Here is a 14,940-nt window from a genome sequence, read left to right on the forward strand (position 1 = left end):
AAAAGTTTTAATTCTTGTATCAAATCCCTTGATTAGCCTGCTGAAGTTTATCTCTCAACTCCTGCATGCGCTGTTCAAGTGATTTTCCATCCGGCTCCTGAGTGAAGCCGGGGCGTTCTGTATTCTTATCCGTAGTGTCTGAGGGGCTCTTGAATTCCTGCAAAGCCCTGTCATCTTTACCTGCATCCGGAAAATAAAGGATTTCAAGCTGGCCATTGCGACTTAAAACCACATGATCTGAATGCACTTCCCTGAGTATGGCACCACCGGGCAGTGTGTCTTCGATGCCATAAAGCTTGTCCTGATTGTTGCCTTGGATAATAGCACTTGAATACTTATTCTTCTGGTCACGTTCTCCAAGAGTACCTCTGAGTACCAGATTTAACTTTGTTTTAGGAATATCGGCGGACTGTTTCGCGACTTCAGGCTGATGATTGGCACCAAAGAGTAATTCGAAGTCTTTAGGAGTAAGAATTTTTTCTTTTGGTTGATTTTGGTACACTTGTTCATAATTATCAAAAGCATCTTCCTTCGCCAGTGATTCATAAAAGAAAAATGACTGAGCGCCTAATGAAACAATCATGGTGATCGCCAGAAGGCAGGTCAGTGCTATGCAATTTTTTCGATGGCCCCATTTTAAGTAGGTGGCTATGACCTCTGAATTCATACTGTTCTCTAATTTCTCTATTTGATGTGTACTTGATTAAGGAAAGCGTTATGGGTCATGGGCTATTCTTAACCTAAATAAAGCATAAGAGTGCTATTTTTAAAAGCTGATGCTTTCACTAAAAACAGTTTTTAATTAATCATTTTTGATCAGGAATATCTTCTGGATCAAAAAAGTTGGGTTTGTGTTTGAATCATTTTTAAAATTCAGTTGTAAAATTTGGATATTGGATCACACTTCCTGTGACGTGCTTGAAGAATAATTCAATTTCCAGGGTTCAGAGCAAAAAATATCGGATTGTTTCTGGTTGTCCTCGATCAACCTAATAGAAGTTCTGGAATTATTAATTATCCAAGGAGTTAGCCTTGACTGACACAGCCAGCCTTCCAGAAGATCAGGCATCCCAAAATCAGGGACTGATTTTGCGTCGTCTGCCATTTACTTTTGCCAAAAGGCATGGGGTGGTGTTGGTCTGGGAGCAGGAACAGCCGGTGCTCTATTTTCGCTCGGTGCCTTCAGCTGATATCTTCTCTGAAGTCACACGAATTTCCTGCCAGTCTCCTGTTTATCGCAAGGTGGGAGCAGACCGGCTCTCCGAAGTCTTGTCCGAGTGTTATCACAATGACAGTTCCGAAGCTCTGCAGAATGCTGCCGGTATTAGTGATGATCTGGATCTGAGTAGTCTTGCTGAAGCAGTGCCGGTAACAGAAGACCTGCTTGAGCAGAGTGACGATGCCCCGGTGATTCGCCTGATCAATGCTTTATTGACGGAAGCGATCAAGGAAGGCGCATCGGATGTCCATATCGAAACTTTCGAAAATATTCTGGTTGTCAGGGTGCGGGTAGATGGTGTTCTGAGAGAGATTCTCAGTCTGCAACGAACACTGGCTGCACTCCTTGTTTCGAGGATCAAGGTTATGGCTCGTCTGGATATTGCTGAAAAACGCATTCCCCAGGATGGCCGTATCTCTCTGAAAGTTGCGGGTAAAGAGGTGGATGTCAGGGTCTCAACACTACCTTCCAGTAATGGTGAGAGAGTGGTACTGCGTCTTCTTGATAAGGCAGCCGGTCGTCTTGAACTGAAGCATCTGGGTATGGAAAATCAGGATCTCCAATGCGTATCAAGCCTGCTGGCCAAACCCTATGGCATTATTCTAGTCACGGGGCCTACCGGTTCTGGTAAAACCACCTCTCTCTATGGTTGCTTGACCTCATTGAATGATAAATGTCGAAATATTCTCACCGTAGAAGATCCCATCGAATACAACCTCGAAGGTATTGGCCAGACTCAGGTGAATACCAAGGTTGATATGACGTTTGCAAGGGGGCTGAGAGCCATCCTACGTCAGGACCCGGATGTGGTCATGGTGGGGGAAATACGCGATACAGAAACAGCTGAAATTGCCGTGCAGGCCAGTTTGACCGGTCACCTCGTGTTATCGACACTTCATACCAATACTGCCATTGGTGCATTGACCCGCTTGCAGGATATGGGAATTGAACCTTTTCTACTCTCTTCCAGCTTGCTGGGTGTGATGGCTCAGCGTCTGGTCAGAGTTCTCTGTAATCAATGTAAACAGCCCTACCAACCTGATGAGGCTGAATGCAGGGAGTTGGGGGTTGAGTTAGCCAATGCGCCTGAACTGTACCACGCAAAAGGCTGTAAAGATTGCAATCACAGTGGATACCGGGGCCGGACCGGCATCTACGAAGTGGTCATGGTCGACGAGCAGGTCAGAAGAATGATTCATGCAGGAGAGGGAGAGCAGGTGATTACTGACTATGTCAGAAAGAGCTCTCCTGGCATAAGGGAAGATGGTGCCAAGAAAGTATTGGCTGGTCTGACAACACTGGAAGAAGTGCTCAGAGTGACCCAGAAAGATTAATCCGTATCGGAGGCGGATCACCGCACGACATGGCTGCATATGAATACATCGCCCTCGACCAGCAGGGCAAACAGCATAAGGGAACACTGGAAGCCGACAGTAACCGGCATGTCCGGCAGATGCTTCGTGATAAAGAGTTGACCCCCCTATCGGTCAATCAGGTCTCAGAGCAGAAACAGAATGCCGCCGGTGGGTTGTCCACGTTCTTTCAACGCGGTGTTTCTGCTGTTGAGCTAGCGACTCTGACTCGTCAGTTAGCCACTCTCATTCAGGCGGCCATGCCCGTTGAGGAAGCGCTTTATGGTGTCGCTTCCCAGCAGGAAAAGCGCAGGCTTAAAAATATTCTGTTGGCGATTCGTTCCAGGGTACTTGAAGGTTTCACATTGGCCCAGAGCCTTGAAGATTTTCCTCATATTTTCCCCCAGATGTTCCGGGCCACGGTGGCAGCCGGTGAGCATGCTGGATATTTGGACAAGGTGCTGAATCGGTTGGCGGACTACACCGAAGCCAGAATGAAATCCACCCAGAAAATTCAACAGGCTCTTTTGTACCCCGTCATATTGTTGATGGCGGCTCTGGGGATCGTTAGTTTCCTTCTGGGCTATGTGGTGCCGGATGTCGTAAAGGTCTTCGTCGACACGGGTCAGGATTTGCCCGGCATTACGGTTGCACTGATCGCTGCCAGTGAAGGATTCCAGACCTACTGGCCTGTTATTTTCGGTATTATTTTCTTTGGGATTGTTGCCTTCAGGCAGGCGCTGAAGAAGCCGGCCGTCCGGATGTCATGGGATCGTTTCTTTTTACGCTTACCCATTCTTGGTCGCTTCAGTAGAACATTAAGTGCTGCAAGATTTGCCAGCACTCTAAGCATACTCACCCGAAGCGGTGTTTCGCTGGTGGAAGCCCTGATCATTGCGGCACAGGTTATCGATAATCGGGCAATTTGTGATGCGGTTAAAGATGTTGCCCGAAGGGTCAGTGAAGGTTCCAGTCTGAATCGAGCCTTGGCTGAAACCGGTTATTTCCCACCTTTGATGCTTCACATGATTGGCAGTGGTGAATCGACAGGTGAGCTGGACGAAATGCTGGACAGAACAGCCCAGAATCAGCAGATGGAGCTGGATGGAAGAATATCCCTCCTGCTCGGACTTTTTGAACCCTTAATGTTGGTGGTTATGGGCGGTGTAGTCATGATGATTGTATTAGCCATTCTGCTGCCCATTCTTAACATGAACCAGCTTTTAAACTGAATGCGGTGAGCATGACTTTTACAGCAATGTTCGTAAAGGTTGAAACAGGACGTACACGACAGAATCTGCCGATTGACTGACAGATTTCTGGAAATGGAGGCAGTGATCCCATTTCCTCGGTACGGAATCCATTGATGAGGTCGTGAAAATGATGACAAGACAGGTACAAAGAGGTTTTACCCTCATAGAGATCATGGTGGTTGTTGTGATCCTGGGGATACTGGCTGCCATGGTGGCGCCAAAAATTCTCAGCCGTCCTGATCAGGCCAAGGTTACAGTGGCCAGGTCGGATATTGAAACGCTCTCCCAGGCGCTTGAATTATACAGACTGGACAATGGTTTTTATCCTTCGACGGATCAGGGTCTGGATGCCCTGATCAAGAAGCCTACCATCGCTCCTGAGCCTAGAAACTGGAATCCGGATGGCTATTTGAAAAAATCTCCGGTTGACCCTTGGGGAAATGCCTACATTTATCTGCAGCCTGGTAGTCATGGAAAATACGATCTCTATTCTCAGGGGGCTGATGGCCGTGAAGGCGGTGAAGGTCTTAATGCAGATATTACCAACTGGGAAGAGTCTTGAACTCAATTTTGATATCGGATTAATTCAAAGTTAACGGGGCTCAGTGAACAGTATGGTATCGGAAGTAAGCAGGGCAGGTAGTAACAAAAAACAGGGTTTTACTCTGGTAGAATTGCTCGTTGTCATTCTGATCATAGGCATATTGCTGGGTATTACGCTATTAAGCCCAATGACCGGCAATGTACAAAAAACAGTTCAGGAACAGGCGGCAAGATTACAGATTTTATTCTCTCAGGTCAGGGACAAAGCGCTCCTGGATAATGCCGAATACGGTTTTTCTATTGATGAGAATGGGCAGTACTACTGGTGGGTATTGCCACTGGAAAGTAATGAATGGATTGTGATCACAGAGACACCTTTTCAGCCCTACAGGATGCCGGAAAGTCTGGATGTTTATCTGTATACAGATGAGGACGATCTACCCTTTCTCGAACCCACAGATGTCGGCCCTGATGTTGTTTTTTATTCAGACTATCAGGTGACCCCTTTTTCTCTATTCGTGATCCCCAGTGAAAACAAAAAGCAGAGGGTGGTGCTGATAACCGATGGCTTGTCCGATGTCGAAGTCGTCCGCTAGTATTTTTGGTTTCACCCTTATTGAGGTGATGGTGGCTGTGGTCATTTTTGCTTTAGCCGCTTCCATGTTGATGCTGGCAGACGGTAACAGTATCCGCCAAACCCGCTATATGCAGGAAAAGGTTTTGGCTGCACAGCTGGCTGACCAGTATCTGAGCCGTATCCAGGCAGAAAAAAACTGGCCTGATAAAGGTGTCAGAGGAAAGGTTGAAAACTATGTTGGGTATGACTGGTACGTTCGTCAAACCGTTAGGGATACCACCAAGAGAGACTTCAGAAAAATTGTTGTGGATGTCTTTGTGGGTGTTCAGAAGCCTGATGGTGACGATATTCCGATATTCTCTCTGGAGTCCTATCTGAGGAAGCCCAGAAAATGAACGGAAGCAAGGGGTTTACACTGCTTGAGCTGATGATAGCCATAATGCTCTTTGCCATGATCAGCACGGCGGCCTACAAGTTGTTCGATTCAGTGAGTCGGGCTCAGCAGGTGACCGATGGCATTCTGGACAGTTTGGATGAAATTCAGCGGGCGAAGCTGATTCTGGAGAAAGATCTGTTCCAGTTGGCGGCAAGACCGGTACGGGATGAATTTGGTGAGATTCTACCAGCCGTCAAGTCTCCCAGTCTTGATGGCTTTGTTCTGGAATTTACCCGTGCTGGCTGGCGTAACCCGCTGATGGAGCTGAGGAGCAACCTGCAACGAGTTGCTTATAACCTGGAAGACGATGAGCTGGTTCGTTACTACTGGTTAATGTTGGACAGGGCTCCTGATCCGGTTCTGATAAGGCAGGTTATTCTCGACAATGTGCAGGCATTGAAAGTCCGTTTTATGGACGAAAAGAAGCGCTGGAAGAACAGCTGGCCACCGGAAAAAAAATCCCGGAGACCGAAACCGGCAACTGGAGCAAAGAAAACAGAAGATCCGGTGATGCCCCACGCAATAGAGCTGACGATGCAGCACGGGAATTTTGGAAAACTGGTAACGATTTTGCCAGCTCTAGACTACAAGTCCCCGAATGCTCATACAAAACCGGATCAGGAACAGGGTAAAGATCAGAATAGAGCAGGGCGAATGTCTTTCATACCAGAGCTGTATGAGAGTGACTATGAAGAAGGTGATGAGAAAGAGGAAGAACGATGAGGCCAGTTAACCGGCAGCGTGGCATTGCCCTGATCTATGTGCTCTTGATCTTCGCGATGATTACCTTGATGGCTTCCCAGATGATGACCAGTCTCTGGCTCCACACTGAAAAAAATACCCATTATCTGGAGCGTATACAGGCCAGACATCTGGCTCTGGGGGCTGAAAACTATGTTGCTTTATTGCTAGAGCAGGATGCGGAAGAAGACAAGAAAAAGAAAAAAATCATGGATCACGAAAGTGAACGCTGGAATATACAAGAAGTGGGCTATGCCGTTGATCAGGGGGATATCGAGTTGGTCATTGTTGATGAAACCAGTCGGTTTAACCTGAACTGGCTCGCCGCAGATGCACTGGACGGACAAAAGTTTCGTGGAATGTTCGAGATCATACTGCAAAATCTGGGCCTGAATGTACAGATTGCCTCAGCCATCAAGGACTGGATTGATCATGACCAGGAACCCTCAGAAGACGGTGGAGAAGATAATAATTATCTGTCCATGGATCCGCCGAGAAGAACTTCTGATGCTCCGTTTGTTTCATTATCCGAGTTAAGACTGATTAAGGGCGTTGGTATTGATGAGTTTGAATTGTTAGCTCCTCTGGTAACCGCTTTGCCAGACACTACCAGTATCAACGTCAATACGGTGCTGCCTGAAGTAATGCGTTCACTGTCTGATAAACTCACAGAAAGTGATGTAGAGACTATTATTGATGCTCAGAGTGCAGAAGGGTTCGTCAGACTGGAAGATCTGGCCAGGCTGCCGGCCCTGAAAGATAAAACTGCCGCTCTTAAAGAAGTGCCTCTGGATGTTGCCAGTCAATATTTTACTGCTTACATCAAGGCAACGTATCGAGATACGTCATTCTATTTAAAAACCCTTATGTATCGTAATACAGAGGGACAGGTTCAAATCGCTGGTCGTGAGATTGGACCCAACGACTACTGGGTAAGTGCCAAGAAGGAATCCTGAGGTCTAATAATGAAAAACATCCTGTTGATTCGGATACCACCGCCGGTTTCCCGGATTGAGACGAACACTCGAGTTCAGTGGGGGGCTTTTGCCAGTAACGGAGAGCTCTTGGGAGATGTCCATATCTCGGAGCTGGGTCAAGTCAAAAATGACTGGGTCCAGTTTGTTATCCATAAGCCTGATAACAAAGAGCTGGACGAGACCACTCTGGAAGATGAAATGCCGGACCAGGTGTTAGTGCTTTTGCCAGGGACTCTGGTCATGCACAAGCGGCTGCCTATTAACAGTGGTCAGCGAAAGCATCTTTCAACCGCGCTGCCCTTTATGATTGAAGAGGAACTAGCCGATGACATCGAGTCTATGCACCTGGCCAGTTATCTAAACAGGAAAAGTGAACAAGTTTACGTGTCGGCTGTTCCCCATGAGCAGATGCAATCTCTATTAGCCTGTCTTGACGAGCAGGGGGTTTCCGCCCAGCAAGTTATGGCTGAGCTACAGTTTTTTCAGGGCGTTCCGCGAGAATTAAACCTCCTTCTTGAAAATGATTCCTCTATTCTTTCTGCACCCGACCAAGCCAGTGTTTGTCTCGACTACGAAGCTCTCAAGTTTGTTTTGGGTCATTGGGGGGAAAAGGTCAGTGAAGATATTATTCACACGGATGAGGAGCTGATAGCTGAAGATGCTGAGGCTCTTGTTAGTGCCAGAATAAGATTTGCTGATGGTCTGGTGTCATTGGCTACTGAGAAGAGAGATCAGGTGAAACAATGGCTGGAAGAAAACGGCTGGCTGGTGGAAGAAGAACCATTGACTGGCACTGTTTTTGAGTATCTGGCGGCGTTGTATTTTTCATCCAAAAGATCTGCCGACTTAGTTGACCTTCGTTATGGCCCTTATCAATGCCCTAAAAGAGCCACCCGCAAGATGCGCCGCTGGAAGCCTCTGGCCCTGGTGGCTTCCATCTGGTTGCTGCTTGAGCTGGGTTTAAAAGTCGGGGAAGGAGTTTTGTATCAACAGAAAGCCCAAGAGTACTGGCAGGATAGCGCAGAGCTCTACTTGGAAGTCTTTCCACAGGATCAGCAGGTGCTTGAGGCCCAGACACATTCAGTTGGAAGCATTAACCTGAAGGGGCGTATGGAAAGTCGATTGAAAAATGTTGGTCAAAGTGCCACTGGAGAAGCCTTTTTACCTTTGCTGCAACAGGTTTCTGCTGTGTCATCTTCTTTGTCAGATTTTAAGCTGAAGCCGGTCAGCATGGATTTCAATGAAGCGACAGGAGCACTGGTGCTGGAGTTGAAAGCAGACAATCTTGAAGGGGTTGATAAGCTGTTGGCGGCAGTAAAATCATCCGGGCTAAGCGCACGCCTGGATAGTGCCAACCAGGAAAAAACGGGCGTCAATGCTCGAATGACGATAGGCAGGTGAAGCTGATGAAACTGACTCATCTACTCGAGAGAAGTCCGCTCTGGCTCCAGCTTCGGGCTAAGTACGAGCTGATGCCGGAGAAAGATCGAAGAGCATTGCATCTTCTGACAGCACTCCTTTTGTTGGCTTCAGTCTATCTGTTCGTTTGGAAGCCTATAACCGAATGGAGTGAAAAGCAGCAGGAAGAGTTCACTCACCAACAATCCATTTATGAATGGATGGCAGATAATGTTGATCAAGCAAAACAAGCTCAAAGGAAACAAAGGGCTGCAGGTGCAAAAAAAGACCTTTCTACTATTGTATCGGGCAGTGCCAGACAATCAGAACTGACATTAAGTCGTGTTCAACCTGATCGTAAAGGTTTGGGAGTCTGGATAGAAGATGCGGCCTATCAGAAGCTTCTGGCTTGGATGGTTGCATTGGATACCCGTTATGAAGTGACTATTCAGCAGATAAAAATCGATCGAGGTAAAGAAGAGGGTCGAGTGAAAGTCTATATGCATCTTGCAAATTGATTCTGGCAGATACGGGGGCTCCATCAAAAGCTTTCGTATCTCTGAATAAACGACAGCTTTAAGATTGAATTTTGGTGCTTTCTTCTTGGTTTTAAAGGAGAGTTTGAGTTGTCAAAAATAGACTCATGTTTTTGTAAACTCATTGATAGCATATCGCTGATATTGAAAACACAGAAAAACTCTCAGCTAGAACACAAAAGTTCTTCTTTTTACGTGTTTTTTTCCTTGACACTTTCATCTGATCTGCATAACATTCGCTCCACTTCAGCGCACTGCACCGCGCAGAGAGAGAAGTCGGGTGATTAGCTCAGCTGGGAGAGCATCTGCCTTACAAGCAGAGGGTCGGCGGTTCGATCCCGTCATCACCCACCAGTTTCTCTAAAGGGGTTGCGTGACCGCATACTGGCTACTTTGGGCGGTATGTGAAGGGTTCAGCGGACCGGTAGTTCAGTTGGTTAGAATGCCGGCCTGTCACGCCGGAGGTCGCGGGTTCGAGTCCCGTCCGGTCCGCCATATATCAAAAACCCTGTAGTCTGTCGTCTACAGGGTTTTTCTGTTTTGGCCCTACGTTTAAAGGGTTTTTGCAACTTTTGCCGGTTTTGCAAAACGGGCTTTTTCACTGTTTTTCCTCCTGTTCCTCTCTGTTTTTCTCTCTTCTCGGTTTTTTTGGAGGAACTGGGGTGTCACTTCCTCCACTTTGGTTTTTCTTTTCAAATCAGTACGTTAGTTTGGTTTTTGGGCTGGAGGTCGATGTCGGGTTCGTGGGCGATTTTATGGTGGGCAGATAAAACTGATTACAAACCAGAGTCTACTAATGTTGCGGTGGTTTGCTTTCTAAAATGTTCCCGCTGCTCAGACCAAAGCATTGGGAAGGGTTTCATACAGTCTTTCATCGACAGCTGCCACTTACCCTGGTAGCACAGAATATCCTCCTGAATATCCGGGGCCAGACAGGTCAGGCGGATGCACTTTGAGATCCTGGCCTTGTCCACCTTCTCTTTCTCAGCCAGCTGCTTGATGCCAGGGAGCGTTCTTTTCTAACCAGACAATCAATTTACTGATGTTGTCAAGCTAACCAGATCATGATGGCTGCTATCTGAAGCATTTTCATATAATTGCGTGCCAAGCGTTCATAGCGAGTTGCAACTCGCCGAAAGTTCTTGAGCTTTTGGAATAGTCGCTCAATTAGATTTCGCTACTTGTAGATTTCTTTGTCATATTTTCGCTGATCTATCCGATTTCGCTTCGGAGGAATCACTGCTTCAGCACCTGACTTCTTGACCTCGAGGAGGAGTGCATTTGAGTCATATCCCTTGTCAGCAAGAACGAAGTCCGCTGAAAATCCCTCTATCATGGCATTTGCCTGTTCTTACTCTGATGCTTGTCCAGCTGTGAGAATGAAGCGAACAGGATTACCAAGTGCATCCGTTGCAGTGTGGATCCTGGTTGTTAAACCTCCCCTTGATTTTCCAACTGCTTCGGCACTGTTATCCGTTTTTTTGGAGCACCGTGTTGATGAACACGGGTGATTGATCCGTCAACCATGAGGTATTCCGTATCACAATCCTGACTCAGTTCTTCAAAGACTTGATTGCATATTCCTTTCGAGCTCCAGCGACTGAATCGGTTGTATATTATTGTGCCAATCACCGAACTCTTCAGGCATGTCTCTCCACGGTACTCCGGTACGAGCAAGCCAGAGAATCGACTCAATGAATAACCTGTTGTCAGCTGTTGGTCCGGGGTCAGAGACTTTACCCGGCAGCATGTCTTTGACCCGATCCCATTGTTTATCTTTGAGTACTGTGCGAGTTGTAGCAGACCTAAACGCCGCATTCTAGATCACTTTCAGGTGTCTTTCCGGTCAGGTTACTGATGTTTTTATCTGTTCGGTCGGTTGGATAATAACGCGCCCTGGTCGAGGTTCAGGAGGATGCAGAGAGTTGGAGGACATTGTGCCTTTCAGCAAGCGTAAAGGCAGATTCTGGACGAGTGGTACAAATCATCGAGCCAGAAAGGCACTACTCACAGAATTAATGCTAATTGAGTAGTTACCACCGTTAATGATTGTTTTATACTCGTTGTTAAAAGCTCGAAGCCGTGTAAAATGGGCACCAGGTTATAAGTGCGTTTGATTCTTTATGTATAGATTTAGTGTTCTGAGCGTAGTGGCTCGTCCTGTTCTTCATAAGCGATAACAAAACTTCTAGCTTTACCGCCTTATCCGTGGCATACACGGCAAGGTATTTTGCTTAAAAAAATCAGGATATGATTATGTCTACTACTACCGGTACTGTTAAGTGGTTCAACGAAGAGAAAGGTTTTGGTTTCATCGCTCAGGAGAATGGTCCTGACGTGTTCGCCCATTTCCGTCAGATCGTTGGCGACGGTTTCAAAACCCTGACTGAAGGCCAGCAGGTTGAATTTCGAGTGACCCAGGGTCAGAAAGGTCCTCAGGCAGAAGACATCCGTCCTCTGTAAAGATTGAGCTACGTACTATGTAGCTGAGATGCTTCACATTGGTGAAGGTGAAAAGGCAATGCCTCAGGGTGTTGCCTTTTTTGCGTTCAGGGAAGAGTAAAAGGGAAGACCATGGCCACTACCAACATCTGGCAACAGTTCAGGCGCTTATCCCGGAAGGAAGCAAGGTTATAGCTACAATCACCGCGCTCAATGGCAATGGAACGAGTCAGTCAGAGCTAAGCGGTGGTTCAGTCGTGACAGTGAGAAGAGAGTCTGTGGGACTAGGGCAGAAGGCTTTTATTCAGGGGGAGAGGTAAAGGGGGCTGCGCCGGATTTGGCGCTGCATGAGGTGGAGGTTTGAGAACATCAGGCATCAGGGCGCAATTCAGGTTCTCGTAAATTTATTATTACCCGTCATTGTTTATTCCCCCTCCTGAACTGAAACTGTCATCGTATGAAGAACCAAATGAGCCATCAAATGATGAACTTAAAGAGCCATGCATATCGGAATCCAGGGAGTCATTCATATTTGTACCATTCAGGCTTCTGCCTATATCAATGCCGCCAATGCTGTCGTCCACCATTTTATCATTCTGATGACTATCAAGCTTCAGGCGGGTAATGGTTTTTCGAGCCAGTGCCTTTTGCTTGGCTGGCAGGGCTGGGTTAGGTGATATTTCATCGGGTGAAAAATTGATCACAAAGGTATGCTCCGCCATGCCAATAGTGCCTTCAACTGCTGATAAGGCTTCTTCTTTTCTTTCTGCCAACTGGCCCAATCCCGAATCAACCCGTTGCAAAGGGAAGCATTGCCAGCCCCCGCCAGTCCATCCCACACGTCTGAGGGTGAGAACACAAAAGCCGGGGTTCGCTCCTGAATATCTTCACCGTTCTTTTGCGGCAGCCAATAATTGCGGTGAGGGTCCCACACCGCAAAACGGCCATCAGTCATGGCGTAAAGCACCAGGCCAGGGTTGGCAGGGCGATCAGTTTAGCAAAATCGTCGTAAACCCTCGCCCAATCGAGGGTGTCGCAAAACTCTCTCCGGCGAGGGAACGCGTTGACTCCCGTCATTGCCGGCTTCATTCTCGTCATTCCCGCGAAGGCGGGAATCCACAATGACTCTCCACCAGAACCATACTGCCCGGTGTCCCCCTAGCCTTGTCATCCCCGAAAAGGCAGAGATCCACCGTTGGCGCTGGATTCCCGCCTTCGCGGGAATGACGACTTCAGAGCGTGAGAACGAGCTGTTGAAGTTTTGCGACACCCTCAATCGGGCGGGGATATAAGACGGGAACGCAGAGCGTTCCGGTTGAGTATTTGTACGTAGTTGGTTATATTTTCCATCGGTCTGTCTCTATGCAGAGACTCACGGTGACGAAAACCAAGCACTGTTAACAAAAAATTAAGGCAGAGAAAACTGCCCAACCGCCCTTGAAGAACCAGACGAGCCCATACCTGAGTGACCCGTTAAGGCTGCGGCAAATCAAACAAAAGACCAATAAATAACCGAGGGGCACCCGGTTACTGCTGATGGAGGCTTCTGTGTAAGTCCAGTCGCTATAGGCTGGCTGTAGCCTGTGAAGTGAGAAGCCTCGCCTGACAAGGCGGGGGAGTGTCACATGGTTGACAGCCATCAGTCGGTTACTGATTGTGGCTGGTTGCATAAGCTTGTTGTTAACTGTTGTGGGTCAAGCTGGCTACTGTATTGCTTGTATTAAGAAAAGACTGAGATACTGAGTCGTACACGCTATCAAGTGTTTTTTCCTATCCGGCTAAACATGTACGATAGTCTATGTTAAATGATTTTTTGACCAGAGCAGAGGAAGCTTTGGAGGGAGTTCAATATGTTTATTAACCTTGTTTGAGTAATCTTGATCACGCTTTAATAAACGTCTATGTTTCAGCTGTTTTTTTCTATACTCTTACCTGTTATTGGCCTAACGTCGGTTAACGGATGAAGATTAAGCAAGGTGTTGTTCTCGGTGAAGGGGGCAGATCACTAACAATAGAAAAAATAAACGCGGAAAATATCTATATACGAATGGCGCAAGGTAACCAATTGCGCATCATACCGGTCATCGTTGTTGGGGCGTTGTTAAAAGCGTTGGAAACAGGAAAAATTACGCTCCGGGACATTGATCGAACATATCGTAAAGAACATGATCTACCCCCTTTATTTGATTATCTTCATATTGATTTTGACAAGTATATTCTTGGTTATGACTCAACTATCAAGAGGATATGTGAGTACGAGTTGAGTGCGGTTGAACCTGCAGAAGTATCTGAAAACAATCGACTCAACCTCCCCAAACCCTTCCTCCTTCTGGCCGGAATCTCCGGCACCGGTAAATCCCGTTTTATCAGAAAGCAGGCAGAGTTCCATGATCCGGATGACCCTGAAGGGAACTTCTGTCTGATCCCGGTAAGGCCTGACTGGCATGAGCCTTCTGATCTGTTAGGTTATGTCTCCCGGGTTGATAAACCGAAATACATTGCCACCAAAGTGCTCGCGTTTATTATCCGTGCCTGGAAGTCGGTTGCGCCTGATGCCTCCGCAGCCGGAACCGGAACTCTGAATTCTGCTTCGCCTCCCTATTGGCTCTGTCTGGATGAGATGAATTTGGCACCGGTGGAGCAATATTTTGCGGATTACCTATCGGTATTGGAAACACGGGATTTCAACGAGGTTGGAGAGTATTGTTGTGAACCGTTGCTGGACTTGCAGGCACTGAATCAATCCGGTGACCTGGAGCTTCAGGCGGATTTAGGGCTGATGGATGATCCGCTGTGGGGTTACTTTCAACAGCACGGCATCGGCATACCACCCAATCTGTTGGTGGCCGGTACCGTTAATATGGATGAAACCACTCATGGTTTTTCCCGCAAGGTGATTGACCGGGCACTGACTTTGGATTATGGCGAGTTTTATCCTAATGATTATGGTCAGTTCTTTGAGGGACAACCGGAGAATAGAGTATTTCACTGGTCAGTGTTGACCTCGGCCAGGCGGGAGCAGCTGACAGGTACCTTCGACACTGATGGAAAGCGTACGGTTGCCTTTCTTGAGCGGGTGAATCAGGTGCTTAAACGAACCCCTTTTGAGTTGGCCTATCGCGCCCTGAACGAGTTGTTGCTCTATGTGGCGTGTTTGCAACCCGGAGATGAGCAAGCGCTGCAAGCGGTTTGGGATGATTTCATGATGACCAAGGTACTGCCCCGCATTGATGGTGATGAGGATAAGCTGCGAGTGGTGATCGATGAGGATGCGGTTAACCTGTTGGATAAACTGACCGACGAGCTCAAAGGCTTACTGCCCGATATCTGGGATGGGCAGCGTCCGGACCTGTTCCGTGATGTGGAAAAAGGCATCCCGTGTCGCTCCCGCAAAAAATTGGAGTGGATGAAAGCGCGGCTTGAGAGTCATACCTTTACCAGTTATTGGCCCTGAGTGAGTAGAGAT

At 47.4% G+C, this 14,940-nt stretch carries 15 protein-coding genes, 2 tRNA genes and 1 pseudogene; 14 read left to right on the forward strand and 4 right to left on the reverse strand.

Features of this window, described 5'->3' with window-relative positions; genetic code table 11:
* Nucleotides 1-19: 19 nt before the first annotated feature.
* Nucleotides 20-667: a type II secretion system protein N gene (locus tag ACOMG9_RS08775; RefSeq protein ID WP_448216646.1), complete on the reverse strand. Its 648-nt coding sequence runs from the start codon at nucleotides 665-667 to the stop codon at nucleotides 20-22.
* A 365-nt stretch (nucleotides 668-1,032) separates the two neighbouring features.
* Here ACOMG9_RS08775 and gspE point away from each other — a divergent pair, with 365 nt between their 5' ends.
* From gspE to ACOMG9_RS08830, 11 genes are all read left to right on the forward strand, one after another.
* Nucleotides 1,033-2,553 (forward strand): type II secretion system ATPase GspE, encoded by a 1,521-nt coding sequence (gene gspE / locus ACOMG9_RS08780; protein WP_494530100.1) that lies wholly within the window; start codon nucleotides 1,033-1,035, stop codon nucleotides 2,551-2,553.
* 29 nt (nucleotides 2,554-2,582) lie between these two features.
* Nucleotides 2,583-3,803 carry a type II secretion system inner membrane protein GspF gene (gene gspF / locus ACOMG9_RS08785; protein WP_448216648.1) on the forward strand — a complete coding sequence of 407 codons (1,221 nt, stop codon included), beginning with the start codon at nucleotides 2,583-2,585 and terminating at the stop codon, nucleotides 3,801-3,803.
* Between the two features lie 148 nt (nucleotides 3,804-3,951).
* Nucleotides 3,952-4,386: a type II secretion system major pseudopilin GspG gene (gene gspG, locus ACOMG9_RS08790; RefSeq protein ID WP_494530101.1), complete on the forward strand. Its 435-nt coding sequence runs from the start codon at nucleotides 3,952-3,954 to the stop codon at nucleotides 4,384-4,386.
* A 52-nt stretch (nucleotides 4,387-4,438) separates the two neighbouring features.
* Nucleotides 4,439-4,963: a prepilin-type N-terminal cleavage/methylation domain-containing protein gene (locus ACOMG9_RS08795; RefSeq protein WP_448216650.1), complete on the forward strand. Its 525-nt coding sequence runs from the start codon at nucleotides 4,439-4,441 to the stop codon at nucleotides 4,961-4,963.
* A complete protein-coding gene (gspI, locus tag ACOMG9_RS08800; protein WP_422133313.1) occupies nucleotides 4,944-5,339 on the forward strand; it encodes a type II secretion system minor pseudopilin GspI in 396 nt (131 codons plus the stop codon). Before ACOMG9_RS08795 ends, gspI begins: the two co-directional genes overlap by 20 nt.
* Entirely contained in the window at nucleotides 5,336-6,103 is a 768-nt protein-coding gene (gspJ, locus tag ACOMG9_RS08805) for a type II secretion system minor pseudopilin GspJ (protein WP_422133314.1), read from the forward strand. The genes gspI and gspJ overlap by 4 nt, the downstream gene beginning before the upstream one ends.
* Entirely contained in the window at nucleotides 6,100-7,077 is a 978-nt protein-coding gene (gene gspK, locus ACOMG9_RS08810; RefSeq protein WP_422133315.1) for a type II secretion system minor pseudopilin GspK, read from the forward strand. Before gspJ ends, gspK begins: the two co-directional genes overlap by 4 nt.
* Before the next feature lie 9 nt (nucleotides 7,078-7,086).
* Entirely contained in the window at nucleotides 7,087-8,499 is a 1,413-nt protein-coding gene (gene gspL, locus ACOMG9_RS08815; RefSeq protein WP_494530102.1) for a type II secretion system protein GspL, read from the forward strand.
* Between the two features lie 5 nt (nucleotides 8,500-8,504).
* The gene (locus tag ACOMG9_RS08820) at nucleotides 8,505-9,014 is read left to right on the forward strand and encodes a type II secretion system protein M (protein WP_422133317.1); all 510 of its coding nucleotides are present in this window, start codon (nucleotides 8,505-8,507) and stop codon (nucleotides 9,012-9,014) included.
* A gap of 296 nt (nucleotides 9,015-9,310) precedes the next feature.
* A tRNA-Val gene (locus ACOMG9_RS08825) sits at nucleotides 9,311-9,386 on the forward strand.
* Between the two features lie 64 nt (nucleotides 9,387-9,450).
* Nucleotides 9,451-9,527, forward strand: a tRNA-Asp gene (locus tag ACOMG9_RS08830).
* 553 nt (nucleotides 9,528-10,080) lie between these two features.
* On the opposite strand, the pseudogene ACOMG9_RS08835 reads toward ACOMG9_RS08830, so the two are convergent.
* Nucleotides 10,081-10,824: pseudogene (locus tag ACOMG9_RS08835) on the reverse strand (IS5 family transposase); the annotation flags it as partial.
* 464 nt (nucleotides 10,825-11,288) lie between these two features.
* On the opposite strand from ACOMG9_RS08835, the gene ACOMG9_RS08840 reads away from it, so the two are divergent.
* Together ACOMG9_RS08840 and ACOMG9_RS08845 are read left to right on the forward strand one after the other, a co-directional pair.
* On the forward strand, nucleotides 11,289-11,495 hold the full coding sequence (locus ACOMG9_RS08840) for a cold-shock protein (protein ID WP_257275284.1): 207 nt from the start codon (nucleotides 11,289-11,291) through the stop codon (nucleotides 11,493-11,495).
* Nucleotides 11,496-11,575: 80 nt separating this feature from the next.
* Nucleotides 11,576-11,794: a hypothetical protein gene (locus ACOMG9_RS08845; protein WP_422442369.1), complete on the forward strand. Its 219-nt coding sequence runs from the start codon at nucleotides 11,576-11,578 to the stop codon at nucleotides 11,792-11,794.
* A gap of 90 nt (nucleotides 11,795-11,884) precedes the next feature.
* Here ACOMG9_RS08845 and ACOMG9_RS08850 read toward each other — a convergent pair whose 3' ends face one another.
* Nucleotides 11,885-12,196 (reverse strand): hypothetical protein, encoded by a 312-nt coding sequence (locus ACOMG9_RS08850; RefSeq protein ID WP_494530103.1) that lies wholly within the window; start codon nucleotides 12,194-12,196, stop codon nucleotides 11,885-11,887.
* Nucleotides 12,175-12,429 (reverse strand): hypothetical protein, encoded by a 255-nt coding sequence (locus ACOMG9_RS08855; RefSeq protein WP_494530104.1) that lies wholly within the window; start codon nucleotides 12,427-12,429, stop codon nucleotides 12,175-12,177. Before ACOMG9_RS08855 ends, ACOMG9_RS08850 begins: the two co-directional genes overlap by 22 nt.
* A gap of 1,005 nt (nucleotides 12,430-13,434) precedes the next feature.
* Between ACOMG9_RS08855 and ACOMG9_RS08860 the strand changes: the two genes are divergently transcribed.
* Nucleotides 13,435-14,928, forward strand: coding sequence for an McrB family protein (locus tag ACOMG9_RS08860; RefSeq protein WP_448216654.1), 1,494 nt, complete (start codon nucleotides 13,435-13,437; stop codon nucleotides 14,926-14,928).
* Nucleotides 14,929-14,940 lie beyond the last annotated feature (12 nt).

The sequence above is a fragment of the Endozoicomonas sp. PH6C genome (genome assembly GCF_059322965.1).